The following is a 25,575-nucleotide window of genomic DNA, read 5'->3' on the forward strand; positions in this document are numbered from 1 at the left end:
GGTCGGTGCGTGATTGGCTCACGCGCCGACTTCAACCTCTGGTCGCCTGAGTTGCATGGTCACGAGACCCAACAAAAAGCCCACGCATTAGCGTGGGCTTTTTGTTGGTCAGCGCTTCGGCGACACCGTCAGATCTCGATCTTCGTCCCCAACTCCACCACCCGGTTCGCCGGAATGCTGAAGAAGTCCGTCGGCTTCGCGGCATTCTGATGCATCCACGCGAACACCCGTTCGCGCCATACCGACATGCCTGGCAATTGTGTCGGCACGACTGTTTCGCGGGCGAGGAAGAACGATGTGTCCATCAACTCGAACGTCATGTCGTGGGTACGGCCCACTTCGAGCAGCACGGCCTTCACGTCCGGCGTTTCGTTGAATCCGTAAGCCGCCTTCACGAGATACAAACCACCTTCGATATCCTTCACCGTCACGCGCTCGGCATCGTTCACGTAGGGAATATCGCGCGTCACGAAGGTCAGGAAGATGGTGCGCTCATGCAGCACCTTGTTGTGCTTCAGGTTGTGCAGCAGGCTCACCGGCACCAGCGAATCGCTACCCGTCAGATAGATCGCCGTACCCGACACACGATGCGGCGGATGCGCGAGCAGTCCCTGCAGGAACGGCATCAGCGGAATACCGTCGGCAGCCGTGCGCTCCTTGACGATCATGCGGCCCTTGAACCAGGTCATCAACAGGAAAAACAGTAGCGCGCCGATACCGAGCGGCAGCCAGCCGCCCTCCTCGACCTTGAGCAGATTGGCGCCGAAAAAGCCCAGATCGACTGTCATGAACACGCCGATGATCAACGCCACTGCCAGCTTGTTCCAGTTCCATACGTTCACCATCACGACGCACGCGAGAATCGTGGTAATCACCATCGTGGCCGTTACCGCGATACCGTACGCGGCGGCGAGATTGTCGGAGCTCTTGAACGCGATCACGATGCACAGAATGATGAACAGCAGCATCCAGTTCACTACCGGCACATAGATCTGCCCGATCGCCAGTTCCGACGTGTGCAGGATTTTCATACGCGGCACATAGCCGAGCTGGATGGCCTGGCTCGTTAGCGAATACGCGCCGGAAATCACCGCTTGCGACGCGATCACCGTCGCTACCGTCGACAGCACGACTAGCGGCAGCAATGCCCAGTCAGGGGCAAGCAGGAAGAAAGGATTTTCGATGGCCTTCGGGTCGTGCATCAGCAGCGCGCCCTGCCCGAAATAGTTCAGCACCAGCGACGGCATCACAAGGATGTACCACGCCATCCGGATCGGCTTGGCGCCAAAGTGGCCCATGTCGGCGTACAGCGCTTCGGCGCCGGTCAGCACCAGCACGACCGAGCCGAGCACCACGTAAGCCTGCAGCACGTGTGCGGCCATGAAGGTGTACGCGTAATACGGGTTTAGTGCGCGGATCACGATCGGCGACTGCACGATGTGCCACAAGCCGAGCACCGCGAGCACCACGAACCACAGCACCATGATCGGACCGAACAGGCGGCCGACCATCGCCGTGCCGTGCCGCTGAATCCAGAACAGCAGGATCAGGATGACGATCGTCAGCGGCAGTACCAGGTGCGACAGATTCGGCGCGGCGATCTCCAGCCCTTCAACCGCCGAGATCACGGAGATGGCGGGTGTGATCACCGCGTCACCATAAAACATGCAGGCGCCGAAGATGCCGAGCATCACCAGCAGGCCGGCAAACTTCGACTTGGGTTCCAGCGAACGCAGCGCCAATGCCATCAGTGCGAGCACGCCGCCCTCGCCATTGTTGTCCGCGCGCATCACGAACAGCACGTACTTGACGCCGACCACGATCACGATCGCCCAGAACAGCAGCGAGATCACGCCGAGAATGGATTGATCAGTTAGCGGAATGCCATGAGACGGGCTGAAAGCCTCTTTCAGCGAATACAACGGGCTCGTGCCGATATCGCCGAAGACCACTCCGATCGCGGCAATCGCGAGGGAAGGCAGTGGCTGTTTGTGCACGTGATTGTTATCTGTCATAGACGCGAGGAGATCTGTTCCCTGAGCGGAAAAAACGACCGCCATTCTAAACTGCCCGTCTGACGCCGCCCGGCTTGTTGTGGATAAGCCACGTGGATAGTCCGCGCAGTGTAGCACTGCGATTTGGGCGCGTCTGCTGGCTGGCCTGGATCGCTCTCACCGGTGTTGGCGCAATTGCGAAGCATCTTGACAACCAGCACACAAGCGGCGCGCATAAAAAAACGGAGCCCATTCGGGCTCCGTTTCACGGGCACTGCGATGAATACGACGCGATGTGTAAAGCGTCGACATCAGCATCACTCTCCCGACGACTCCTGCGCCTGCGCGATACCACGCTTGATCCACGCGCCGAGGTTATGCGGACGAACCGTGTCCCACTCCTCGAACGGCTGGTGAATCCACGGATTGGTCGGCAGATACTGCACGTGGTAGTCGGGCTTCACCTTCGAGCAGCCCTTGTACCAGAGCACCGCCGAACGCACCGCCGTGATGGCCGGATAGCGGTCTTTCAGATGCTGCTGAACGCGCGCCAACGTGACGCCCGAATCGACCAGGTCGTCGACCAGCAGCACGTTGCCGTGCAACTCGCCGCGCGTCATCGTGATGTATTGCGCGATGTCGAGTTCGCCCTGCTCCGTACCGGCCGCTTCGCGGTACGAACTCGTGGCGAGAATCGCCAACGGCAGGTCGTAAATACGCGAGAGCTGATCGCCGACACGCAGGCCACCGCGCGCAAGACACAGAATCTGGTCGAACTTCCAGCCCGATTCATGCACGCCCAACGCCAGCAGTTCGATCAGACGGTGATACTCGTCCCAACCGACCCACAGGTTTTTCTCATCATTACGCGGATCTTTCATCGCGATCATGGGTACACCTTGAACCATGGCTTAAACCTTGAACGGATGACGAAGAAGAATGGTCTCGTCACGATCCGGACCGGTCGACACCATGTCGATCGGAATGCCCGCAACTTCCTGCACACGCGACAGATACGCACGCGCATTGGCCGGCAGCTTGTCCCATTCCTTGATGCCGACGGTGCTTTCCTTCCAGCCCGGGAAGGTTTCGTACACCGGCACGCAACGCGCGACTTCCGACGAACCGCGCGGCAGCAGATCGATGCTCTGACCGTCGACCGTGTAGCCGACACACAGCTTCACTTCTTCGAGACCATCGAGCACGTCGAGCTTGGTCATGCACAGACCCGACACACCGTTGATCTGGATCGAGCGACGCAGTGCAGCGACGTCGAGCCAGCCCGTGCGACGCGGACGGCCGGTGACCGAGCCAAATTCCTTACCGACGGTGGCCAGTTCCAGGCCGATCGGTTCCTGACGCGCAGCGTTGTCGGCGTCGTACAGTTCGCTCGGGAACGGGCCCGAACCGACGCGCGTGCAGTACGCCTTCGTGATGCCGAGAATGTAGTTCAGCTTTTGCGGACCCACGCCCGCGCCCGCCGTTGCCGCACCCGCCACGCAGTTGCTCGACGTGACGTACGGATACGTGCCGTGGTCGATGTCGAGCAGCGTGCCTTGCGCGCCTTCGAACAGCAGGTTGCTGCCCGCCGCGTTCGCGTCGTACAGACGGCGCGACACGTCGGTGACCATCGGCTTCAGACGGTCGGCGTAGCTGAGCATCGTGTCCAGCGTTTGCTGGAAGTCAACCGCGGCGACGCCCAGGTATTGCGTGAGCACGAAGTTGTGGTAATCGAGGTTTTCGCGCAGACGTGCAGCGAAAGATTCCGGCTCGAACAGGTCCTGCACGCGCAGACCGCGGCGTGCGACCTTGTCTTCGTAGGCCGGGCCGATGCCACGGCCGGTCGTACCGATTTTGCCCGCGCCACGGCGCGCTTCGCGGCCCTGGTCGATGGCAATGTGGTACGGCAGGATCAGCGTGGTGGCTTCGGAAATGAAGAGGCGGTTCTGAACATCGACACCGGCGGCTTCGAGCTCGCCGATTTCCTTGAACAGCGCTTCCGGCGACAACACGACACCATTGCCGATATAGCACGCGACGCCCGGATGCATGATGCCCGACGGAATCAGACGCAAGATGGTTTTCTTGCCACCGATGATAAGCGTGTGACCGGCATTGTGACCGCCCTGGAAGCGAACGACGCCTTGGGCGTGGTCCGTCAGCCAGTCGACGATCTTGCCCTTGCCTTCATCACCCCATTGGGTTCCCACGACGACGACGTTACGTCCGGGGTTCACATTCACTGCGCTGGCAGACATGTTGTTTCGTAAGCTGGTTAAAAACGTATTCTACCTATGTTCGCGGAACCTTCCGAATTTTTCCGTTTCCGCTCAACGGTATGCACGTTATGGTGGGTATGAAAAGGATGGCGCGGCAGTTGGCCGCGCCGGGTCCTGCGAGACTTCGGCGACACATTGATGACACCTTCGTCGCCCTGTGACAGGTGCCAGGGAAAGTCCCTCGCGGGTCGACCGGAACGCGCTCAGGAGCGCGGTTCGACGACCCATGCACCGTTGCGCTCGACCAACACGCGGTCGAATGCGAATTCATCGAGGCTGTGCTCGTGGCCAGGCAATGCCTGGATCACCACTTCACCGGCATCGCGCAAGGCGGCCACGCTGACACGCAACGCGTCGTCGTGCTGCCACGGCGCGAGAATCGCGCTGCTGCGCGCTTCGATCGGCGAAATACGCGCCACTTCACGCAGATCCAGCGAAAAACCGGTTGCTGCACGAGCCCTGCCGTAAGCCTGACCAACGTGGTCATAACGGCCGCCGCGCGCCACCGCATTCGGCACGCCGTCGACATACGCCGAGAACATCACGCCGCTGTGGTAAGCATAGCCGCGCAGGTCGGCGAGGTCGATCATCACTTCGGCGCCGTCGACCTGGCTCGCGAGGAACGCGAGGTCGTCGAGTGCACGGGCGATGGCCGGCGTGTTCGGCAGGCGGGCGCGGGCATCTTCGAGCACCGATGCGTCGCCATAGAGCGAAGGCAGCGCGCGCAACGCGTCGCGGATGACCGGGGTGAGTCCGGCAGTAAGCTCCGCGAGACGCGGCACGTCCTTGCCCGCCAGCGCGTCATACAGCGACTGACCGAGGTCGGCTGCTGCCGGTTCGGCTTCGATCAAGGCCGCGAGCACGCCCGCGTGGCACAGGTCGAGACGCACCTTCGCGAGACCGGCCAGACGCAGCGCGTCGAGCATCAGTTGCTGGATTTCCAGGTCCGCTTCGAGGCCCGCGTGACCATAGATTTCCGCGCCAATCTGGATCTGCTCGCGCGTGGCGTGCAAGCCGCGCGGACGCGTGTGCGCGACGTTGCCGGCATAGCAAAGACGCGTCACGCCCTGACGGTTCAGCAAATGCGCATCGATACGCGCGACCTGCGGCGTCATGTCGGCGCGCAGACCGAGCGTGCGGCCAGACATCTGATCGACGAGCTTGAAGGTGCGCAGATTCAGATCGTGACCACCACCGCTCAGCAGCGACTCGAGGTATTCGAGCAGCGGCGGCATCACCATCTCGTAGCCATACGAGCGGAAACGGTCCAGCAAACGGCGCCGCAATTCTTCGATCTTGCGGGCTTCCGACGGCAGCACGTCGGCGATATTTTCGGGAAGTAACCAGGTCGACATCGATACAGTCCTACGACGTTGAGCGCGGCGGCTGGGGCGCCGGCGAGTGAATTTCTAATGGCGGGTGGCGGCTCGATTCTGGCGGCTATTGCAGACGTTCGTTCAGACGCGCTTCGCATCTCATGCGAACGTCGCGGCAAGCGTATTCAATACGCTCGACGTTCCGACCGGCGGACAGAGCCGCCCGCGAGCACCGTGGCATGCCAGCCGGCCTCGTCAGGTCACGATAAACAGCAGAATCAGCCCAAGTGCCATCACGATCAATCCGCCAATGCGGATCTGATGCGCGGGACGTTCCGCTATTTTACGGAACGTGTCGCGCCAGGCCGCCGGAAAAACGAAGGGGAACATCCCCTCGATAATCAGCATCAATGCGATCGCGAGCAGTAACGAGCCGGCTATATCCATGCGATGAAGAGGCCGCGATGCGAATGCCGCGGCGTTTCCGGTTATCAGTGTTTGCGCGGGACCGCGGGAGCGTCCGGGGCAGAGCCACCGGTCGGACTACGCATGAAGCGGAAGAACTCGTTATTCGAGTCGACGACAACCACGTCGCCTGGCTTGAAGGTGTTCCGGTACGCCTGCATGCTTTGATAAAACTGGTAGAACTGCGGGTCTTTGCCGAACGCGTCGGCCGCGATGGCCGCTGCCTTTGCATCGCCGTCGCCGCGAATGCTCTGCGCCTGACGATAGCCGTCCGCGAGGATCTGCTGCTGCTTCGCGGTTGCATCGGCCTTGATCTGGTCGGCCTCGGCCGCGCCCTTTGCGCGTTCGTCAGCGGCAACCTGGTTGCGCTCGGCAATCATCCGCTTGAAGACCGAATCGGTCATCGCCGCCGGGAAGTCGACGCGCGTCAATTGCATGCCGACAACCGACACGCCCAACGACGCTGCCGCCTTGTCCATCGCGTTGCGCGCTTCGTCCGCGACGGCTTGCTGCCTGGCCAGTGCGTCGGACAGCGTGAACTTGCCGAACGCGTCGCCCAAAGCCGTGCGTGACAGCAGCGCCAGCCGGTCAGGCAAGCTTTGAATATCACCCTTGGTTTCAGCGAGCAGCTTCAGCGGATCGGTAACACGGAATCGGACCACCGGGTTGACCAGCAACTCGGTTTTGTCCGACGTGACGTAGTGGTCTTCGTCCGGCGCGTCGAGCGACTGGATGCGGTTATCGACCAGCGTGACGGTTTGCAGCGGCGGCGGCAGTTTGACGTGCAACCCGGGCCCGAGCAACGTGGAAGGCGAGTCGCCACGTGACGACAACACCGCCATGTGCCGCTGATCGACGACAAATACCGTCGACGACGCCGCAAACAGCACGATGACGATAGCCACGACGAGCGCAATGATCTTGTTCATGTTGTGCGCCCCTTATTGAACGTCGTCTTCGCGCATGCGATTGCGGAAGGCGTCGCGTGAACGCAGCGAATCGCCGCTTGCGGCTGGCTGACTGGCCGCCACGGCAGGCGCGGAAGCCGCCACACCCGGTGCAGCCGCAGCAGCGTTATCGGAAGCCGCCGGAGCCGCTGCCCCACTCGCCGCTTGCGGTGCAGCAGCAGCGACAGCGCCTGACGCGCCCACGCCTGCTTCCGCAAGCCGCTGACGATTCTGTTCGACCAGTTTGTCGAGCGGCAGGTACATCACGTTATTGCCGTTCTTGTTGTCGACGAACACCTTGGTCGCGGTCGAGTAGATGTGCTCCATGGTTTCCATGTACATGCGCGTGCGGACCACAGCGGGCGCTTTCGAGTACTGCTCGTAGACCTGATTGAAACGCTCAGCGTCGCCTTGCGCCTGAGCCACGGTCTTGTCACTGTACGTTTTCGCCTCTGCGATCTGGCGCGCCACGTCGGCTTGGGCTTGCGGCAACAGATCCGCAACATAGGCCTGCGCGTCGTGCTTTGCGCGTTCGTTTTCCTGCTGGACTTTGGCGGCGTCGTCGAACGCGGCTTGCACCTGATCGGGCACCTGCACACTCTGCATGGTCACACCGGTCACGGCGAGGCCGCTCTGGTCTGCGTCGAGCGTCTGCTGGATCGCTTCCATCAACTGCTGACGGATTGCTTCGCGATCCTGACCGAGAATTTCACTGGTACTGCGCGTGCCGACGATGCTGCGCACTGCCGCCTGGGCAGCCTGCACCACGCTTTGATCGGGATCGACACTGCGGAACAGATAGTCCGTCGGCTTGCGCACCTGGTATTGCACTGCGAAACGTACGTCGACGATGTCGGCATTGTGCGTAAGCATCGACGCGTCTTTCACATTCGCGAGACGCACGACGTTATTGCGGCCGATCTCCACCTGCCGGATCTGGTTGATATTGACGACTTCATGCGCTTCGAACGGATACGGCAAGCGCCAGTGCACACCCTCGCCCGCGGTGTAGCGATACTTGCCGAACTGCATCACGACTGCGGCCTGGCCATCCTGCACGACGAACACGCCGCTGCCGAGATAGATCGCGATCAGCACGCCAATCACGATGCCTACGCCGATGCGTGCGCCACGCCCGTTATCCGGCCTGCCGCCGCCCGTACCACCGCCCTTGCGACCGAAAATCCGGCTCAGACGACGATTGAAATCACGCCACATCTCGTCGAGATCGGGCGGACCTTCACCGTCTTTGGGTGGGCGCTTGGGATCGTTCGGCCGTTGCCGGTCACCATTGCCATCGCCCCGGCCCCAGCGCGGATCGTTTAGTGACAGCATGGCGCGCATGCGCAGCCAGATACTCCGCTCGTTGTAATCGTTCACCTGTGTTCGTTCACCAGAGTAGACAGCGGGTCAGTGCAATTGGAACGGGTCAGTGCCCGAGTTCTGGGACCTTGCGGTCGTCGCGCGGTGCCGTCCGGTCTTCTTCCAGCGGCTCGATCAGCACGTTGGCAAGCGGTTCGGCAGTAGCGATTTCAGCGATGGCAGCGCGCAATGTATCCAGCCCTTGCCCGGTGCGCGCGCTCAAAAAGACGCGCGAAATATTACCATATTCATCACGCTCAACCGCGTCCCCACGGGCCGCCAACTCAGGCACCGCGTCGATCTTGTTGAACACCAGCACCTGCCGGATCGTGTCCGCACCGATCGCATGCAACACCTCGTTCACCTGATCGATCTGATCGAGACGCACGGCGCTCGACGCATCGACCACATGCAACAGCAGGTCGGCGTGAATCGTTTCTTCGAGCGTGGCGCGGAATGCCGCGACCAGCTGGTGAGGCAATTCGCGGATGAAACCGACGGTATCGGACACCACCACCTGCCCCGCTTCGTCACCGAGATAAACGCGGCGTGACGTGGTGTCCAGGGTAGCGAACAGTTGGTCGGCTGCGTACGCCTGAGCTTTGGTCAGCGCGTTGAACAGCGTGGATTTACCCGCGTTGGTATAGCCGACCAGCGACACCGACATCGTCTGATTACGGCTGCGCGCGCGACGCTGGGTGCCGTGTTGACGACGCAGCTTTTCAAGTCGCGTCTTGAGCGCCTTGATGCGCTCGCCGATCAAACGGCGGTCGGTTTCAAGCTGCGTTTCACCCGGACCACGCAGACCGATACCGCCTTTCTGACGCTCAAGGTGAGTCCACGCACGAATCAGCCGGGTCGACAGATATTGCAACTGCGCGAGCTCCACCTGCAGCTTGCCTTCATGGCTGCGGGCGCGTTGCGCAAAAATATCGAGGATAAGACTGGTGCGATCGATCACGCGGCGATTAAGCGCCTGCTCCAGATTGCGCTGCTGCGCAGGTGCCAGAGCGTGATTGAAAATGACGAGTTCGATGTCGTTCGCCTCACACGCGAGACGCAGCTCTTCGGCCTTGCCGCTGCCGACGAACATCTTCGCGTCGGGACTGGACCGGCGTCCGGTGAGGGTAACTAATGGATTTGCGCCCGCGCTTTGCGCGAGCAGGCTCAGTTCTTCCAGGCTGGCTTCGAAATCGATCTTACCGAAGTCGATGCCGACAAGCGCTGCATTAATCAAATTGGAGGGTATCAAGATAAGGCGGCCGGGAGTAATCGCCAACGGGCGACGCTACGCCGGCCGCGACAGGGTTTAGGACTGTTCAGAATCCGGGTGGAAATTCACCGGACGGGCTGGCACGACTGTCGAGATTGCGTGCTTGTAGACCATCTGGGTGACCGTATTCCGGAGCAACACGACGTACTGGTCGAACGATTCGATGTTCCCTTGAAGCTTGATGCCGTTGACCAGGTAGATCGACACCGGCACATGCTCTTTACGCAGTGCGTTCAAAAACGGGTCTTGTAACAATTGCCCTTTGTTGCTCATAGCAAACTCCGTATTTTTTTGCAGGTTGACTGAATTGACGACGAAGGAAAAAGAGATCCGCCGTCAACCGCTACACTATAGCCGATTTTCGTTTTTGCGCGAGGGCACTGGCCAGGCGGCCAAACCCAGCACACACGCGGGTTTCAGCCTTTATCCGCGTAAGGGTTCGTCGACGATCTGAACTCTATGCGCAATGGAGTCCCTGCCAGCTTGAAAGTTTCCCGGAAGCGATTTTCGAGGTAGCGTTTATACGTTTCGGTGATCGCATCAAGCGCATTGCCGTGAATCACGATGACCGGCGGATTCTGTCCGCCCTGGTGCGCATAACGCAGTTTCGGGCGCACGGGACCACGTCGGCGCGGCTGCTGGAACTCGACTGCATCGATCAGCGCGCGCGTCAGCTTCGGCGTCGGCAGCTTGGCCATTGCCGCGGCGTACGCGTCGTCGACCGAACGCATCAGCGGACCAATTCCGGTTTTTTCCTGTGCGGAAATGAAATGGAACTTGGCGAAGTCGAGAAATTTTAGTTTGCGCTCGAGGTCGGCTTTGGTGCGGTCGCGCACATGCGGATCGAGACCGTCCCATTTGTTCACGCCAACCACCAGTGCGCGGCCCTGCTCCACCACGAAGCCGGCAATGTGCGCGTCCTGTTCCGAGATGTCCTGGCGTGCGTCGAGGAGCAGGATCACGACGTTCGCGTCGGAGATCGATTGCAGCGTCTTCACCACCGAGAATTTCTCGATCGCTTCGAACACCTTGCCGCGACGACGCAGACCCGCCGTATCGATCAGCGTGTACGGCTTGCCTTGACGTTCGAAGTCGACGTAGATCGAATCGCGCGTGGTGCCCGGCATGTCGAACGCGATCACGCGCTCTTCGCCGACCAGCGCGTTAATCAGCGTCGACTTACCAACGTTCGGACGACCGACAATCGCGATCTTCACACCGCGCGTTTCTTTCTCTTCGTCGCTTTCTTCCGGTTGACCGGCATATGCGACGCCGAGCGCCTCGTTGATCATTTCCGTGACGCCGTCGCCGTGCGCCGCCGAAATGGCGCGCGGGTCGCCGAGACCGAGTTCGTAGAAGTCGGCGGCGACGTTCGAGTACTTCATGCCCTCCGCCTTGTTGACGACGAGGAAGATCGGCCGGCCGACCTTGCGCAGGTAATCGGCGATCGACTTGTCCTGCGGCGCGAGACCGTTACGACCGTCGACGATGAACACGACGATGTCCGATTCCTCGACCGCCTGGCGGGTTTGACGCGCCATCTCATGCAGGATGCCGTCTTTGGCGACTGGCTCGAAACCGCCGGTATCGACGACCAGGTATGGCCTGTCGCCGGCGCGCCCTTCGCCGTAATGGCGATCGCGCGTCAGACCGGGCAAGTCGGCAACCAGCGCATCACGCGAGCGCGTGAGACGGTTGAAGAGTGTGGATTTCCCCACATTGGGGCGCCCAACGAGGGCAATAACGGGTTTCATCAGATGTTGTTCACGGTGAAACGCGGGATCGAAATCGACCGACCGCGTAGCGACGCCATGCGGCCGCTACACGGCAGCGTTTGACGAAAATTATCACGAATTCGGCCGGCCCCGGATGCGCTGTCATTATGCGCAACCAGGCGGACGGGGGTTTGGCTGTATGGGCGGCGCCAATGGGCCGCCAGATTCAGTCTTTCTTGCTCGACGGATCGCACGCCAGTTCGATTGCAGATTCTCTGCGTGCCGTCGACGGTGGCGCCGCAAGCAGCCACCGGTGGCCACGTGGGCCGTTCCTGATCCGACTTGCCGGACCAGCCAGTCCGGCGGAAATTTTTTACACTTTGCTCTGCTTGACTACGAAAACTCGACAAAAACTCAACTCAAAACCAAAACCAGCAAAAATGCGCGCGGCCGGCAAAGCCGGCCTGCGCGCCTGACAGCGATTGACCTGCGTGATTAACGCGGGCGGAAACCGTACAAACCACCGTCGCGCGTTTGCACGACGAGTGTGTCGCCGGCCAGCACCGGAGCCGACGAAATCGCGCTGCCGTCGGTCTTCATGCGCGCCACGAGCGCGCCGTCATCGGTCGACAGGAAGTGCACGAAGCCCTGATAGTCGCCCAGCACAGCGGCACGTCCCAGCAGGAACGGAACGCCGAGTTCGCGATTCTTCAGCTTGTCGCTCTTCCACAATTGCGTACCGTTGTTGGCGTCGAATGCCGAAACAACCGACCAGTCATCAGCCGCCACCACGAGATGGTCGTCCTGCGCGAGACCACTCGCGCTCGAGAACGCTTTTTCCCACAATGCACGGCCCGAATTCGCGTCGAAACAGCCAATCTGACCTTGGAATGTCACCGCGCAAGTTTGCGAGCCGATCAGCGTAGGCGGCCCCGTTACGTCGTTGATGCGCTCCACTTCCGTGACGCCCTTCGGATACGACACCGGCGTTTGCCAGTAGTTGTCGCCCGTTTGCAGGTTGATCGCGGCAAACGCGCCACCCGGGAAACCAGCCAGCACGGCTGCGTCGCCTGCGAACGTCATGCCCGACGACACGCGCAGATTGAGCGGCACCGCGCGGTTGCGATAGTTCCACCGCTGTTCGCCCGTTAGCGCATTGAACGCAACGATCTGACCGTCGACCGTACGCACGACAACCAGACCATTACCGACCAGCGGCGGCGAAATGATCTCGCCCGGCGCCTTTGCGGTCCACAGTTGCTTGCCGTCCGCGCCGAGGACGTAGACATCGCCCTTCAGACCGCCAACCGCGGTGAGCGTGCCGTCGCTGCCGACGCCTGCCGACAGGTCGTCGCGCAACTTGACGCGCCAGATGTCCTTACCGGTTTGTGCGTCGATCTTCGCAACCGAACCGTTCGCGCCAGCAGCGTACACCGCATTGCCGACTGCCACCGGCGAGAACAGATAGCGGCCAGACTTGCCGACGCTCGCCGTCCACGCCTGCTGCACGTCGAGCACGGGTTTGAACTCGGTGAGCGGCGTCGGCACGCGGCGCTCGTCTTTCGTGGATGAGCAAGCCGCCATGGTAAGGACGGTCATCGCACAGATAACGGGCACAGCGTAACGTTTCAGCAGATTCATCGGTGGACGAAGCATTCAGGAAATTAGTTAAAAGAGACCGGTTGATCGTTGTGCGAGGCGTTGCATACGGACAGGTATGCAACGCAGTGCGCGCGATAATTAGCCGCCCAGCGCGTCCAGCTTGAACTGGATCAACTGACGTGCCGAGCTATCGTTTTTCGACAGCGAATCGAGCGCGAGCTTGTAAGCACCACGCGCATCGTCGCGCTTGCCCTGGGCGGCAAGCAGGTCGCCGCGGGCGTTCGCCACGATGCCCTTGAACGCGTCGGATTGTGGTTCTGCGAGCAACGCAAGGCCTTGGTCGTAAGCCTTGTCGTCGAGCAGCAGCGAGGCCATGCGCAACTTCGCGATCTGCTTGAACTCGTCGTCCTTCGCGTGATCGATCGTCCACTGCAACTGGGCCTTCGCACCCGCTTCGTCGCCGGCGCCATACAGCGCCTTGGCTGCGCTCAGCGCGGTCATCTGCGCATACGCGGTGCGGCTGTATCTGTCTTCCATGTCGGTGGCGACGCGCGTGACTTTCGCTTTGTCGCCCGATGCCACGGCTTGTTGCACCTGGTCATACAGCACCGCGGCTTCAGCCGCCTGATGCCGTTGCCAGTAATTCCAGCCGTTCCAGCCAGCTGCTGCAACCAACGCAACCAGGACGATCCACGTGGTTGAATTGCCCCACTGCGTCCACCATGCTTTCAGACTTTCTATCGATTCTTGTTCGTCGTGGTAACTCATTGCCCGGCGATTTCCTCTTTCTTGCTACGTGTGCATGTCGAGCCAACCGGCCCGACGACATCGCGATCAGTCGTCGCCGTCTTCGGCGGTTGCAACCATCGCATTGATTAGAAATTCGGTCAAGTCTTCAGCGGGAACGTTATGTTGCTCGCTTTTACCACCGTTAGAATTTGTATCGCGCAGTGGCTTCACACCTACTGTGCCATTGGCAATTTCATCTTCGCCGAGCACGACTGCGAAGGCCGCGCCACTGGCATCAGCACGCTTCATTTGCGACTTGAAACTGGCTGATTGACCGTCGGCACTGCAATGCAGGATGACGTCGAGCCCCGTATCGCGAAGACGTTCGGCGATGATGAAAGCCTGCTCACGTGCTGCGTCGCCCTGATGGACCACGTACACATCGCAACCCTCGGCTTCGGGCACGAGTTGCTCTTCTTTCAGCAATTCGAGGATACGTTCGACGCCCATTGCCCAGCCACATGCCGCGGTCGCCTTGCCGCCGAGCTGCTCGATCAGCGGATCGTAACGGCCGCCCGCAGCGACCGTGCCCTGTGCGCCGAGCTTGTCGGTCACCCATTCGAACACGGTCAGATTGTAATAGTCGAGACCACGCACGAGACGCGGATTGATCGTGAACGGGATGTTGTTCGACTTCAGAATGCGTTGCAAACCTTCGAAATGCGTACGCGACTCGTCGCCGAGAAAATCGATCAGCTTCGGTGCGTTCTGCGCGACTTCCTGCATGGCCGGATTCTTCGTATCCAGCACACGCAACGGGTTCGTGTACAGACGACGCTTCGCTTCTTCGTCTAGCACGTCCATGTGCTTTTCGAGGTAAGCGATCAGTTCGACGCGGTGTGCCGCGCGCTCTTCCGCGAGACCCAGCGAATTGATTTCGAGCTTGATGCCCATCAACCCGAGGTCGTCCCACAGACGCTGACACATCATGATAATTTCGGCGTCCGCGTCCGGACCCGAAAAGCCCAGCGCTTCGACACCCACCTGATGAAACTGGCGATAACGCCCGCGCTGCGGACGCTCATGGCGGAACATCGGACCGATGTACCACAAGCGCTTCGGGCCGTCGTACAGCATGTTGTGCTCGATCGCCGCACGCACCACGGCCGCGGTATTTTCCGGGCGCATGGTCAGGTTTTCACCGTTCAGCGCATCGGTGAAGCTGTACATCTCTTTTTCGACGATGTCGGTCACTTCGCCGATGCCACGCTTGAACAGCTGCGTATGTTCGACGATCGGCGTACGAATATTCTGGTATCCGTACGAACGCAGCATCGACTTGACGGTGGTTTCGAAAAATTCCCACAGCCCGGCTTCCTGCGGAAGGATGTCATTCATGCCCTTCACGCCGGACAGCTTTTCGAGCTTTTTCTTCTGTTCAGTCATCTGTCTTTCGATAGCCGATATTTAGTTGAGCGCGTCAGCGCGACCATAGGTGCGCTCGACGTAGTCACTCACGATTTGCTGGAATTCTTGCGCAATGTTCTCGCCGCGCAGCGTCTTGACCTTCTCGCCGTCGATAAACACCGGCGCGGCCGGGTTCTCGCCCGAACCCGGCAAGCTGATGCCGATATTCGCCTGCTTCGACTCGCCCGGACCGTTGACGATGCAACCCATCACCGCGACGTGCATCTTCTCGACGCCAGGATACTGGTCGCGCCACACCGGCATCTGCGTGCGCAGATACGTCTGGATTTGCGACGCGAGTTCCTGGAACAGCGTGCTGGTGGTACGACCGCAACCCGGGCACGCGATCACCATCGGCGTGAACGAGCGCAGACCCATGGTCTGCAAAATTTCCTGGCCGACGATCACTTCACCCGTACGTGGGCCGCCGGGTTCCGGCGTAAGCGAGATACGGATCGTGTCGCCGATACCTTGTTGCAACAGAACCGACAACGCCGCCGTCGACGCAACAATACCCTTCGAACCCATGCCCGCTTCGGTCAAACCGAGGTGCAGCGCAAAGTCGCAACGGCGCGCGAGTTCGCGATAAACGGCGATCAGATCCTGCACGCCGCTCACCTTGCACGACAGGATGATCTTGTCGCGCCCGAGACCGAGTTCGACCGCGCGTTCGGCCGAGCCGATCGCCGACTGGATCAGCGCTTCGTACATAACGCTTTGCGCTTCCCACGGCGTGGAGCGCGACGCGTTTTCGTCCATCATTTTCGCGAGCAGGTCCTGATCGAGACTGCCCCAGTTCACGCCGATACGCACCGGCTTGCCGTACTTCACCGCCGCTTCGATCATTTGCGCAAACTGCGTGTCGCGCTTCGCGCCGTGGCCGACGTTGCCCGGATTGATCCGGTATTTCGACAGAGATTCCGCGCACGCGGGATAGTCGCGCAACAACAAATGGCCGTTGTAATGGAAATCGCCGACCAGCGGCACCGACACGCCCATGCGGTCGAGTTGTTCGCGCACGGCCGGCACGGCTGCAGCCGCTTCCGGCGTGTTCACCGTGATACGCACCAGCTCCGAACCGGCCTGCGCCAGTTCCTTGATCTGGATCGCCGTGCCGATCGCGTCCGCCGTGTCGGTATTCGTCATCGACTGGACGCGCACTGGCGAGTCGCCGCCGATGGTGACGAGCTGGCCGCCCCAACGGACATCGACCGCGTGCGACTTGCGCCGCGCCGCGTGGCCGCCGAACACCGGCTCGTTGGAAACGATCTTGCTACTGGATTGGGATTGAGCTTCGGATTGCATCGAAAAACCCATTTACGCCGCATGCGCCACACAAAAGACGTCGCGCCTGAATTGAAAAAGCGCCGCGGCCGGACTGGCCGCGGCGCATACCATATCTGTCAAGGCAACGCGAAACGCGCCACGTTACCCTTGGCTGCCGAATATTTCGACGCAGCCACCGGCTGACCGTCGAGCGTCAATGACTCGAGACCAGCCTTATTGCCGAGCGTGACCTTGAAAGGTGCCGTACCGGTCACTTCCTTGGTATCGCCTGCGTGGACGAGGCCGGAGAATACTTCCTTGCCATCTTTGTCCCGCACGCTAAACCAGCTGTCTTGCGTAACGCGCAGCGCGACAATCGCCTCACCCGCGTCAGCCGCTGCAACCGATGAGGCACCCGCCACGACAGCCGCCGGCGCGCTCGCGCCTGGCGCTGCTGCTACGGCCTTCGCCTGCGAACCTGCTTTGGGAGCCGCCGCCATTGTCGTCACCACAGGCGCCGACGAAGGTGCAGCATCGGTACCCAGCGGTGCCGGCATCGGTACAGCCGACGCCGGGTTGGTCGCCGCCTGCGTGTCCGGCGTCGATGCGCCTTCCTCGGACACCACCGCTGCGTCGGAGCCTGCCGCCTGCCCCTGAACCACCGCGCCCGACGCACCGTTCGTACTACCCGACGCACCGTTCGCACTCGCCTTCAAACGCGCAAGCCACGCCGACGAATCGCCGCCATTGGTGTGCCACATGGCAAGTGCGATCACCGCGACGATAACTGCCGCCACGCCCCACAACCACGAACGGCTCTTCTGACCACTACCACCGAGCGACAACGATACCTTGCCGCGTGGCAAATCCTTGCCTGACGACGCTGGCATCGACAGATCCGGCGCAGGCACGCCTTTCTCGCGACGCAGCACCTGAGTGAACGGCGCAGGATCTGCGCCGAGCATCTTCGCATAGCTGCGCACCACGCCAAGGGCGAACGTCGTGTCCGGCAGATGGCTGATATCGCCCGATTCGAGCGCGCGCAGCTTGACCACTGACACCTTCAAACGCGCCGATACGTCTTCGATCGTCCAGCCTTTCGATTCACGCAACTGAGTCAAGCGCGCACCCACTGCCGCCAACGAATCCATACCCGGCTGCACAACAGGCTGAACCACCGCCCGCGCGACCTGCGCCGGATGGCCTTCGTGTGCGTCTGTGTCCTGCGGCTGCGGGTGCTGCGGCTCACTCATCCCAAATCCTTTCGCGTCGATTCTTCTTTACTTGTGCAACCCGGACGGGCTTGAGCCTCGCGCCTGAATCGCAGACCGTTTATAACAAAATGTGCGGCCTTGTGTGCCGCTTCCGATCGCTTCTGCAAACTTTCTTTTCAATCGACGCCGGATGAAGGACTTTCGCGCACCCGTGAAGCTCTCACGACCACCGACGCCCTTTCAACCGCCCGATTACACGGCGCGAACCTCGATCACCCTGGCTGCCTTCCCGGTGCGCTCAGCAAGGCGCGTGCGGTCCTGCACCGCACCGGCCAACTGACCGCAGGCAGCGTCGATATCATCGCCGCGTGTTTTACGCACTGTGGTGACGACGCCTGCATCCATCAGCACTTGTGCAAACCGCTTGATCTGCTCATTCTTCGAGCGAAGAAGGCCCGATTCGGGGAACGGATTAAACGGGATCAGATTGAATTTGCACGGCACGTCGCGCGTCACGGCCAGCAGTTCGCGCGCTTGCGCTTCGCTGTCATTCACGCCGTCGAGCATGCAATATTCAAACGTAATGAAATCGCGTGGCGCGACTTTCAGATAGCGCTGGCAAGCCGCCATCAATTCGCGCAACGGATACTTCTTGTTCAGCGGCACCAGCATGTCGCGCAGCGGATCAGTCGGCGCATGGAGAGAAACCGCGAGCGCCACCGGCAAATCCGCACCGAGACGGTCCATCATCGGCACGACGCCCGACGTGGATAGTGTGACGCGACGGCGCGACAGGCCATACGCATTGTCGTCGAGCATCAGGCGCATGGCCGGCACCACGGCGTCGTAATTGAGCAGCGGCTCGCCCATGCCCATCATCACGACATTCGTGACCACGCGATCACCCTTGCCGTCACCGCCATTGGCGCGGCCGCCCGCCAGGCCACGCGACGCGCGCAGCGCAAACTCGGCCATGCGCAACTGACCGATGATTTCGGCGGTGGTGAGATTGCGGGAGAATCCCTGCTTGCCGGTTGAACAAAAACGGCAATTGACCGCACACCCGGCCTGCGACGACACGCACAACGTGCCGCGCGTTTCTTCAGGGATGTAAACGGTTTCAACCGCGTTGCTATTGCCGACGTCGACCAGCCACTTGCGTGTGCCGTCGGAAGAAATATTGTCGCTGACGATTCCCGGCATCGAGATCGTGGCGCGCCCTTTGAGCTTTTCGCGCAAGGACTTCGCGAGATCGGTCATGCCGTCGAAGTCGGCAGCGTTGTACTGGTGGATCCAGCGCTGCAATTGCTTGGCGCGAAACGGCTTCTCGCCCAGGCTGTCGCAATAGGCGACAAGCCCTTGTGCGTCGAGGTCGAGAAGGTTGACGGTGGGACTGCTCGTCATATCGAATCCTGCCATTTCAGTGCGAGACTACGTTCATGCAACAAGCTGCATGAACGCAATGCCGTTCGCGCCCATTCCTGCTGCTTTTACCTTACTACTTTGCCGGGCGATTCGTGCGATAAAACGATTCGGCTGCGCGGATCGCCAGGACAAAAAGCGGCTTAACGCGAGTAGACGTTCACTTCCGGGAAGAAGAACGCGATTTCGACTGCTGCCGTTTCTGCTGCGTCCGAGCCGTGAACCGCGTTTGCGTCGATGCTGTCAGCGAAGTCAGCGCGGATCGTGCCCTTTTCTGCCTTCTTCGGGTCCGTTGCGCCCATCAGGTCACGGTGCTTCAGGATTGCGTTTTCGCCTTCCAGCGCCTGAATGACAACCGGGCCCGAGATCATGAATTCGACCAAATCCTTGAAGAACGGACGTGCAGCGTGCACAGCGTAGAACTTCTCAGCGTCAGCGCGCGACAGTTGAACCATGCGCGATGCCACGATCTTCAGACCAGCGTTTTCGAAACGGCTGTAGATCTGGCCGATCACATTCTTGGCCACTGCGTCCGGCTTGATAATCGACAGGGTGCGTTCGATCGCCATAAAAACTCCAAAAAATTAAGAGGTTACAGATTCAAATGAATCCGCTATTGTAGCATGTTCCCGTGTATGATTGCGATTGAACCCTTACAGAATTGAAAGGCAGTCAGCACAAGTCTCAAAATACTGGTAGCGTAGGCCGTGTGGGCATTTTCAGGGCATTGAAACTCCCCGCTTCGGCACTAATCTTAGGGTGAAGACCCCCGCCTTTGCGGCGATAGTCCCGGCTGGCGCCACACTAAAAATGCTGTACAACTCGCAGTACCACTGTCACACACCACGCTTCCTGAGGTAAGGAGAAACCATGAACGATCATCCGTATAGCTTTGGCCGCAATGGCGCGGTCAGCACGGCCGAAACGCGCAACCGTGTGCTACGGAACACCTACTGGCTGCTAGCGCTGTCCATGATTCCGACGGTACTCGGCGCGTGGGTCGGCCTTGCCACAGGCTTCTCGCTGTTCGCTGCCACCAGCCCCGCAATGAGCATGCTGGCGTTCTTCGCGATCGCTTTCGGCTTCATGTTCGCGATCCAGAAGACCAAAGACAGTTCCGCTGGCGTCTTCGTGCTGCTTGGCTTCACGTTCTTCATGGGCCTGATGCTGTCGCGCATCCTGAGCTTCGTGCTCGGTTTTTCGAACGGCCCGTCGCTGATCATGCTTGCCTTTGGTGGCACTGGTGTGATCTTCGCGTCGATGGCAACGATCGCAACGGTCAGTAAGCGTGACTTTTCAGGTCTCGCCAAGTGGCTGTTCATGGGTGTGATCGTGCTGATCCTGGCTTCGGTTGCGAACATCTTCCTGCAACTGCCGGCGCTGATGCTCACGGTCTCGGTCATGGCGATCGTGATTTTCTCGGTCTACATTCTGTTCGACGTCCAGCGCGTCGTGAATGGCGGCGAGACGAATTACATCACCGCAACGCTAGCGATTTATCTGGATCTGTATAACGTGTTCGTCAACCTGCTCGCGCTGCTCGGTATTTTCGGCGGCAACCGCAACTAAGATCCTTCAGGCCCGGCGCTCAATGCGCCAGCCGTAGAAAAAAGCCCATCACAAATCATCGTGATGGGCTTTTTTTATCGACGTTCATTCCTGCGGAAAGTGAACGGAGATCAATCGGACTTCACACGCTCAGCCACGCAAAACCCTCATCCTGTGACGCGATCACCACTTCGGTGCTCGCAGCCCCCAGCACGCCAGCCATTGCGGCTTGAGCCAGTTCCGGCAGATTGTTCTGCTGACTCAAATGCGCCGCAACCAGATGCTGCAGTCGCGAACGATCGAGCGAAGCCAGAATCTCCGCAGCCGCCTCGTTGTTCAGATGCCCGTGATTGCCGCCAATACGCGCCTTCAACGATTGCGGATAGCGGCTCCCCGCTAGCATTCGCGCATCGTGATTGCATTCGAGTACCAGCGCGTCGCAACCGCTCAGCACCGTGCTGATATGCGGCGTCGACGTGCCGACATCAGTCAGCACGCCAAGCCGGCTCGCGCCATTCGAGAACACGTATTGCAACGGTTCGCGGGCGTCGTGAGGAACGGTGTAAGGAAGGATGCTGAGGTCGCCGATCGCCACCGCTTCGTCACCCCACAGCACTTGCAGGTCGACATCGGCTTCATCGGCGCCCACCGCACGGGCGGTGCCCCAACTCATGTACAGCGGAATCGACCACTTGCGCGCCAGCGTCAACGCGCTGCCAATATGGTCGCTATGTTCATGCGTGATCAGAATAGCGTCGAGACCTTCGACGCTCGCGCCGAGCCGCGCCAGGCGCCGCTCGACTTCCCTGCCCGAAAAACCGCAATCGAGCAGAACGCGCGTGGTGGTCGCGCCGCTTTGCGCTTCCACCAGCAAAGCATTACCTTCACTGCCGCTACCGAGACTGGCGAACCGCACGGCTCGCTTAGTTCAGTTGAGCGTGCAACAGCGACACGATGCGCTGCGCGTCGGACGAATTGTCGACCTGACCATTCGCGTCGAGCACCGCCACCTGCGTCACAGCGTCGCCCTTGGAGCGCACGTTGACGAGGAATTCCTGACCCGGCTTCTTCGCCGAATTGCCGCTGTAGAACAGCTTGCCGAACAGGCCATCCCGCTTCAACTCCTGCATCGAATCGGCGTAACGCACGTAGTAGATGCCCTTCGCGCGATCGCGGTTATCCACCGTGAAGTTGGTGCGGTCAAGCGCCAGGCCCACTCGCAGCCAGGCGCGGTCGAAAGATTCCTGCAGATCGAGCGTCGACGTACCTGCGCTCTGGTCGATCGTGGCCGATGCGGTAGCCGGTTTAGCGTCCGTCAGCAGTTGCTTCGATTGCGCTTCGGTCAGGCCGAATTTTTCCATCAGCTTGGCAAGGAACAGCGCTTCGAGCGCCGGGTCGCGCGGACGCTCTTCCCACTTCGACGACGTCTTGTCCTGACCCGTCAGCATTTCTTCCATTGCGCTGTGCGTAATGGAAATGTCCGTTGTGTCGGCCGGTCCGCGCGACACCAGCGTGCGGAAGCTGTCGCGCGTGCCCGACGAGTACGCGAAATCGATCACCTTGCCGACCGTGCGACGGAACCAGTCGTCCGGAATGTTCGCGCGGTTTTCAGCCCAGTCGGTCGTCATGATGCCGGTAGCCGGCGCATCGGTCTTCAACGCAAAACCGTTTTCCTGCCAGAACTCCTGCAGTTGCGGCCATAGTTGCTCCGGCGAGCGGCCGTCGACCACCAGCCAGCGGCGATCGCCGTCACGTTCGACGTGCATGCCAAGCGGATCCTGCGCATTCGGCTGACCTTCGGTGGCGTTGCCGGCTGCGGTGACCGCGCGCGTCGGCGCACCGCCCAAGGCCAGATTGGCCGGCGGCGCAACGTAGCGCTGATCGTTCGGGCTCGTGCTCAGGTCACTCGGAACAGCGAGCGGCGGAGCACTGCCCGCGCCCTTGTAATTGACGCGATCCGACGCAAACCAGTCGTTCAGCGTGTCACAGCCGGCGAGCGTCGTCAGGGCAAGCGCCAGCGCCGCCATGCGGGTTGCGTGGAGGGAAAGTGCGGAACGTTTCATGAGGTCCTTCGTGATGCTGGAACGCGGTGCCTGGTTCTGTGTGCAGGGAACGTGGCTGGATCGACGTCGGTTAAGGGAATGCCGGTGGCAGGCTTTCGTAGTGCTGGCGCGTACGCGGTGAATCCGCTTAACCCAGCAGACCCGCTTCGCGCAGCGCGCCGCGCACCACTTCGTGGTATTTCGCGTCGAGCGGCGTGAGCGGCAGGCGGATTCCGCCCTGCACACGACCCAGTTGCTGCAACGCCCATTTCGCCGGAATCGGGTTCGATTCGATGAACAGGTTCTTATGCAGCGACAGGAGTTTCAGATGAATCTCACGCGCGGTCTTTGCGTCTGCAGCAAGGGCGGCCTTGCACAGATCGCTCATGGCGCGCGGTGCGACGTTCGCAGTGACCGAAATATTGCCGTGGCCGCCGAGCAGCATCAGCGCGATCGCGGTGGGATCGTCGCCGCTGTAGATGCCGAAATGCGCGGGTGCGGACTTGATCAGATGCGCAGCACGGTCGATGTTGCCCGTCGCTTCCTTCACGCCGACGATGCCCGGCACCTGCGCGCAACGCAGAATGGTTTCGTTGCTCATATCGGCAACGGTACGGCCCGGCACGTTATACAGAATGACCGGCAAGTCGACCGTTTCGGCGATCTTCGCGAAGTGGCGATAGATGCCTTCCTGGGTCGGTTTGTTGTAGTAAGGCACGACCTGCAGCGTGGCGTCCGCACCGACGTCTTTCGCCTGCTGCGTGAGTTCGATGGCTTCGGTGGTGGAATTGCCGCCCGAGCCCGCGATCACCGGAATCCGGCCCGCCGTATGCTCGACTGCGGTCTTGACCATCAGCACGTGCTCTTCAACCGACAACGTGGCGGACTCGCCGCTCGTGCCGACGACGACGAGTGCATTCGTGCCTTCGTCGATATGCCAGTCGATCAGCTTGCGGAACGCCGGCAGATCGAGACTGCCGTCTTCGAGCATCGGGGTGATGATGGCAGGAATGCTGCCGCGAATCTGAACGCCGTCAGTGGTGCTGCTTTGATTGCCGTTAGTCATGAAACGCCATGAATTTGATCAGGTAAACCGCGATTGTAGCGGATTAGCCAGCCAACTCGTAACAAGGCGAAGGGAGTGCGTGCGCAGGGTCGTCTGAGTGCTCCGCCTGCCGGATTGCGCAGATCCGCTGGATGTAGGCCGGGCGCGGCTGCGCGAGAAAACCGTCCTGAAACGCGACGACCCGAAGCTGGCCGCGCACCCGCTCCAGAAGCTCGCCAGGAGCAAGCAAGAACGACGGATTAGAAGGTTTGCCGACCCTTTCGTTTCCTTGCGCGAAGGTCTCGTAAACCAGTACGCCGCCGGGCGCGAGCGAGCGCAAAAGCGGCGCGAACAGCGGTCGATGCAGGTAATTCGTCACCACGATCGCGGCGAACCGGACGTCGTCGGCCAACGGCCACGCGGCGCTTTCGAGATCCGCGGCAAGCGTGGTAACGAGCGGCTCGTCACGCAGCGTGTCGAGCGCGGCCGCGTCGCGGTCGATCGCAGTCACCGGATGCCCGCGCGACGCAAAAAACCGTGCATGCCGCCCCGCCCCCGACGCCACGTCCAGCACCGCGCCACCCGCCGCGACCAGATGCGCCCATTGGCGCACCCACGGCGACGGCGCGCTCAATCCATGCATCGCGGTTGCGGGCGTATTCATCACAGACAGAGCACGCCGCGTCAGTTGTACGACAGGCCCATGGCCTCGCGGACATCGCGCATCGTTTCCATCGCGAATCGGCGGGCCTTGTCGCAGCCGTCGGCGACGATCGCGCGCAGTAGCGACGGATCGTCCATGTATTTCTGCGCGCGCTCGAGCATCGGCTGCTGTTCGCGCAGAATGCCTTCGATCACCGGCTGCTTGCAGTCGAGGCAACCAATGCCTGCCGTGCGGCAACCCTTCTGCACCCATTCATGCGTCGCGTCGTTCGTATAGACCTGGTGCAGCTGCCACACCGGGCACTTGTCCGGATCGCCCGGATCGGTGCGGCGCACGCGGGCCGGATCGGTCGGCATGGTGCGCACTTTCTTCGTGATGGTTTCCGCGTCTTCGCGCAGGCCGATGGTGTTGCCGTACGACTTCGACATTTTCTGCCCGTCGAGGCCGGGCATGCGCGACGCCTCGGTCAGCATCGCCTGTGGCTCGACCAGAATGATCTTGCGCGAGCCTTCGAGGTAGCCAAACAGACGCTCACGGTCGTTCATCGACAGGCTCTGCGATTCCTGCAACATCGCACGTGCCTGTTCGAGCGCTTCGTCGTCGCCTTCCTGCTGATACGCGTTGCGCAACTCGTGATAAAGCTTCGAGCGCTTGCCGCCGAGCTTCTTCGCGGCGTCGTTCGCTTTCTGTTCGAAACCGGGTTCGCGACCGTACAGATAGTTGAACCGGCGCGCGATTTCACGCGTCATTTCGACGTGCGGCACCTGGTCTTCGCCGACCGGCACGAGCGAGCCGCGATACAGCAGAATGTCCGCCGCCATCAGCACCGGATAGCCGAGAAAGCCGTAAGTGGAAAGATCCCTGTCCTTCAGCTTCTCCTGCTGTTCCTTGTAGGTCGGCACGCGTTCGAGCCAGCCGAGCGGCGTACTCATACCGAGCAGCAACGCCAGTTCCGCATGCTCCGGCACCTTGCTCTGAATGAACAGCGTAGCCTGCGCCGGATCGATACCCGACGCGAGCCAGTCGACCAGCACGTCCCACACATTCTTTTCGATCAACTCGGGCGTTTCGTAGTGCGTCGTCAGCGCATGCCAGTCGACCACGCAGAAAAAGCACGGATATTCCGACTGCAAACGCACCCAGTTCTTCAGCACGCCGTGATAGTGGCCGAGGTGCAGCGAGCCGGTAGGCCGCATGCCGGAAACGATACGATCTGGGAACATGG

The 25,575-nt window shown here is 60.9% G+C and carries 23 protein-coding genes; 1 reads left to right on the forward strand and 22 read right to left on the reverse strand.

Going from position 1 to position 25,575, the window contains the following annotated elements; all coding sequences use genetic code 11:
* Positions 1 to 128 precede the first annotated feature (128 nt).
* From LMG28727_RS14940 to ndk, 17 genes are all read right to left on the reverse strand, one after another.
* Positions 129 to 2,015, reverse strand: coding sequence for a potassium transporter Kup (locus LMG28727_RS14940; protein WP_201643109.1), 1,887 nt, complete (start codon positions 2,013 to 2,015; stop codon positions 129 to 131).
* A 296-nt stretch (positions 2,016 to 2,311) separates the two neighbouring features.
* A complete protein-coding gene (locus tag LMG28727_RS14945; protein ID WP_201643110.1) occupies positions 2,312 to 2,902 on the reverse strand; it encodes a phosphoribosyltransferase in 591 nt (196 codons plus the stop codon).
* A gap of 3 nt (positions 2,903 to 2,905) precedes the next feature.
* Complete coding sequence (locus LMG28727_RS14950; protein ID WP_201643111.1) at positions 2,906 to 4,252, reverse strand: adenylosuccinate synthase; 1,347 nt, start codon at positions 4,250 to 4,252, stop codon at positions 2,906 to 2,908.
* Between the two features lie 224 nt (positions 4,253 to 4,476).
* A complete protein-coding gene (locus LMG28727_RS14955) occupies positions 4,477 to 5,628 on the reverse strand; it encodes an ATP phosphoribosyltransferase regulatory subunit (protein ID WP_201643112.1) in 1,152 nt (383 codons plus the stop codon).
* A 216-nt stretch (positions 5,629 to 5,844) separates the two neighbouring features.
* A complete protein-coding gene (locus tag LMG28727_RS14960) occupies positions 5,845 to 6,036 on the reverse strand; it encodes a DUF2065 domain-containing protein (protein ID WP_074764336.1) in 192 nt (63 codons plus the stop codon).
* A 44-nt stretch (positions 6,037 to 6,080) separates the two neighbouring features.
* Complete coding sequence (gene hflC, locus LMG28727_RS14965; protein ID WP_201643113.1) at positions 6,081 to 6,983, reverse strand: protease modulator HflC; 903 nt, start codon at positions 6,981 to 6,983, stop codon at positions 6,081 to 6,083.
* A gap of 12 nt (positions 6,984 to 6,995) precedes the next feature.
* A complete protein-coding gene (gene hflK, locus LMG28727_RS14970; RefSeq protein WP_201643114.1) occupies positions 6,996 to 8,381 on the reverse strand; it encodes an FtsH protease activity modulator HflK in 1,386 nt (461 codons plus the stop codon).
* A 49-nt stretch (positions 8,382 to 8,430) separates the two neighbouring features.
* Positions 8,431 to 9,615, reverse strand: coding sequence for a GTPase HflX (gene hflX / locus LMG28727_RS14975; protein ID WP_201643115.1), 1,185 nt, complete (start codon positions 9,613 to 9,615; stop codon positions 8,431 to 8,433).
* Between the two features lie 57 nt (positions 9,616 to 9,672).
* Positions 9,673 to 9,909: an RNA chaperone Hfq gene (gene hfq / locus LMG28727_RS14980; RefSeq protein WP_006051315.1), complete on the reverse strand. Its 237-nt coding sequence runs from the start codon at positions 9,907 to 9,909 to the stop codon at positions 9,673 to 9,675.
* A gap of 143 nt (positions 9,910 to 10,052) precedes the next feature.
* A complete protein-coding gene (gene der / locus LMG28727_RS14985; RefSeq protein WP_201643116.1) occupies positions 10,053 to 11,390 on the reverse strand; it encodes a ribosome biogenesis GTPase Der in 1,338 nt (445 codons plus the stop codon).
* Positions 11,391 to 11,846: 456 nt separating this feature from the next.
* Positions 11,847 to 12,992, reverse strand: a complete 1,146-nt coding sequence (gene bamB / locus LMG28727_RS14990) for an outer membrane protein assembly factor BamB (protein ID WP_201643117.1) — start codon at positions 12,990 to 12,992, stop codon at positions 11,847 to 11,849.
* Between the two features lie 99 nt (positions 12,993 to 13,091).
* Entirely contained in the window at positions 13,092 to 13,721 is a 630-nt protein-coding gene (locus tag LMG28727_RS14995) for a YfgM family protein (RefSeq protein ID WP_201643118.1), read from the reverse strand.
* A gap of 66 nt (positions 13,722 to 13,787) precedes the next feature.
* Positions 13,788 to 15,128, reverse strand: coding sequence for a histidine--tRNA ligase (gene hisS, locus LMG28727_RS15000; protein WP_201643119.1), 1,341 nt, complete (start codon positions 15,126 to 15,128; stop codon positions 13,788 to 13,790).
* 21 nt (positions 15,129 to 15,149) lie between these two features.
* The gene (ispG, locus tag LMG28727_RS15005; protein ID WP_201643120.1) at positions 15,150 to 16,466 is read right to left on the reverse strand and encodes a flavodoxin-dependent (E)-4-hydroxy-3-methylbut-2-enyl-diphosphate synthase; all 1,317 of its coding nucleotides are present in this window, start codon (positions 16,464 to 16,466) and stop codon (positions 15,150 to 15,152) included.
* A gap of 86 nt (positions 16,467 to 16,552) precedes the next feature.
* Positions 16,553 to 17,668: a helix-turn-helix domain-containing protein gene (locus tag LMG28727_RS15010; protein WP_201643121.1), complete on the reverse strand. Its 1,116-nt coding sequence runs from the start codon at positions 17,666 to 17,668 to the stop codon at positions 16,553 to 16,555.
* Positions 17,669 to 17,881: 213 nt separating this feature from the next.
* The gene (rlmN, locus tag LMG28727_RS15015; RefSeq protein WP_201643122.1) at positions 17,882 to 19,033 is read right to left on the reverse strand and encodes a 23S rRNA (adenine(2503)-C(2))-methyltransferase RlmN; all 1,152 of its coding nucleotides are present in this window, start codon (positions 19,031 to 19,033) and stop codon (positions 17,882 to 17,884) included.
* A gap of 161 nt (positions 19,034 to 19,194) precedes the next feature.
* Entirely contained in the window at positions 19,195 to 19,620 is a 426-nt protein-coding gene (gene ndk, locus LMG28727_RS15020) for a nucleoside-diphosphate kinase (protein WP_074764355.1), read from the reverse strand.
* A 301-nt stretch (positions 19,621 to 19,921) separates the two neighbouring features.
* Here ndk and LMG28727_RS15025 point away from each other — a divergent pair, with 301 nt between their 5' ends.
* A complete protein-coding gene (locus LMG28727_RS15025; protein ID WP_201643123.1) occupies positions 19,922 to 20,620 on the forward strand; it encodes a Bax inhibitor-1/YccA family protein in 699 nt (232 codons plus the stop codon).
* Positions 20,621 to 20,741: 121 nt separating this feature from the next.
* On the opposite strand, the gene LMG28727_RS15030 is transcribed toward LMG28727_RS15025, so the two are convergent.
* From LMG28727_RS15030 to LMG28727_RS15050, 5 genes are all read right to left on the reverse strand, one after another.
* Positions 20,742 to 21,515, reverse strand: coding sequence for an MBL fold metallo-hydrolase (locus LMG28727_RS15030; protein ID WP_201643124.1), 774 nt, complete (start codon positions 21,513 to 21,515; stop codon positions 20,742 to 20,744).
* Between the two features lie 7 nt (positions 21,516 to 21,522).
* Positions 21,523 to 22,662, reverse strand: a complete 1,140-nt coding sequence (gene bamC, locus LMG28727_RS15035; protein WP_201643125.1) for an outer membrane protein assembly factor BamC — start codon at positions 22,660 to 22,662, stop codon at positions 21,523 to 21,525.
* Between the two features lie 127 nt (positions 22,663 to 22,789).
* Positions 22,790 to 23,707: a 4-hydroxy-tetrahydrodipicolinate synthase gene (dapA, locus tag LMG28727_RS15040; RefSeq protein WP_074764364.1), complete on the reverse strand. Its 918-nt coding sequence runs from the start codon at positions 23,705 to 23,707 to the stop codon at positions 22,790 to 22,792.
* 43 nt (positions 23,708 to 23,750) lie between these two features.
* On the reverse strand, positions 23,751 to 24,350 hold the full coding sequence (locus tag LMG28727_RS15045; protein WP_201643126.1) for a class I SAM-dependent methyltransferase: 600 nt from the start codon (positions 24,348 to 24,350) through the stop codon (positions 23,751 to 23,753).
* Positions 24,351 to 24,370: 20 nt separating this feature from the next.
* Entirely contained in the window at positions 24,371 to 25,573 is a 1,203-nt protein-coding gene (locus LMG28727_RS15050; RefSeq protein WP_201643127.1) for a tryptophan--tRNA ligase, read from the reverse strand.
* Between the last annotated feature and the right edge of the window lie 2 nt (positions 25,574 to 25,575).

This window comes from Paraburkholderia metrosideri, from assembly GCF_904848625.1.
GTDB lineage: Bacteria > Pseudomonadota > Gammaproteobacteria > Burkholderiales > Burkholderiaceae > Paraburkholderia > Paraburkholderia metrosideri.

Excerpts from the sequence above, each read along its gene's own strand:
- LMG28727_RS15050 (WP_201643127.1), bottom strand. The coding sequence starts at position 25,573 with ATGTTCCCAGATCGTATCGTTTCCGGCATGCGGCCTACCGGCTCGCTG.
- hflC (WP_201643113.1), bottom strand. The coding sequence starts at position 6,983 with ATGAACAAGATCATTGCGCTCGTCGTGGCTATCGTCATCGTGCTGTTT.
- dapA (WP_074764364.1), bottom strand. The coding sequence starts at position 23,707 with ATGACTAACGGCAATCAAAGCAGCACCACTGACGGCGTTCAGATTCGC.
- LMG28727_RS14940 (WP_201643109.1), bottom strand. The coding sequence starts at position 2,015 with ATGACAGATAACAATCACGTGCACAAACAGCCACTGCCTTCCCTCGCG.
- hisS (WP_201643119.1), bottom strand. The coding sequence starts at position 15,128 with ATGACTGAACAGAAGAAAAAGCTCGAAAAGCTGTCCGGCGTGAAGGGC.
- hfq (WP_006051315.1), bottom strand. The coding sequence starts at position 9,909 with ATGAGCAACAAAGGGCAATTGTTACAAGACCCGTTTTTGAACGCACTG.
- LMG28727_RS15010 (WP_201643121.1), bottom strand. The coding sequence starts at position 17,668 with ATGAGTGAGCCGCAGCACCCGCAGCCGCAGGACACAGACGCACACGAA.
- LMG28727_RS15025 (WP_201643123.1), top strand. The coding sequence starts at position 19,922 with ATGAACGATCATCCGTATAGCTTTGGCCGCAATGGCGCGGTCAGCACG.
- ndk (WP_074764355.1), bottom strand. The coding sequence starts at position 19,620 with ATGGCGATCGAACGCACCCTGTCGATTATCAAGCCGGACGCAGTGGCC.
- bamB (WP_201643117.1), bottom strand. The coding sequence starts at position 12,992 with ATGAATCTGCTGAAACGTTACGCTGTGCCCGTTATCTGTGCGATGACC.
- LMG28727_RS14995 (WP_201643118.1), bottom strand. The coding sequence starts at position 13,721 with ATGAGTTACCACGACGAACAAGAATCGATAGAAAGTCTGAAAGCATGG.
- rlmN (WP_201643122.1), bottom strand. The coding sequence starts at position 19,033 with ATGACGAGCAGTCCCACCGTCAACCTTCTCGACCTCGACGCACAAGGG.
- bamC (WP_201643125.1), bottom strand. The coding sequence starts at position 22,662 with ATGAAACGTTCCGCACTTTCCCTCCACGCAACCCGCATGGCGGCGCTG.
- LMG28727_RS15045 (WP_201643126.1), bottom strand. The coding sequence starts at position 24,350 with ATGAATACGCCCGCAACCGCGATGCATGGATTGAGCGCGCCGTCGCCG.
- LMG28727_RS14955 (WP_201643112.1), bottom strand. The coding sequence starts at position 5,628 with ATGTCGACCTGGTTACTTCCCGAAAATATCGCCGACGTGCTGCCGTCG.
- LMG28727_RS14945 (WP_201643110.1), bottom strand. The coding sequence starts at position 2,902 with ATGGTTCAAGGTGTACCCATGATCGCGATGAAAGATCCGCGTAATGAT.
- LMG28727_RS14960 (WP_074764336.1), bottom strand. The coding sequence starts at position 6,036 with ATGGATATAGCCGGCTCGTTACTGCTCGCGATCGCATTGATGCTGATT.
- der (WP_201643116.1), bottom strand. The coding sequence starts at position 11,390 with ATGAAACCCGTTATTGCCCTCGTTGGGCGCCCCAATGTGGGGAAATCC.
- LMG28727_RS14950 (WP_201643111.1), bottom strand. The coding sequence starts at position 4,252 with ATGTCTGCCAGCGCAGTGAATGTGAACCCCGGACGTAACGTCGTCGTC.
- ispG (WP_201643120.1), bottom strand. The coding sequence starts at position 16,466 with ATGGGTTTTTCGATGCAATCCGAAGCTCAATCCCAATCCAGTAGCAAG.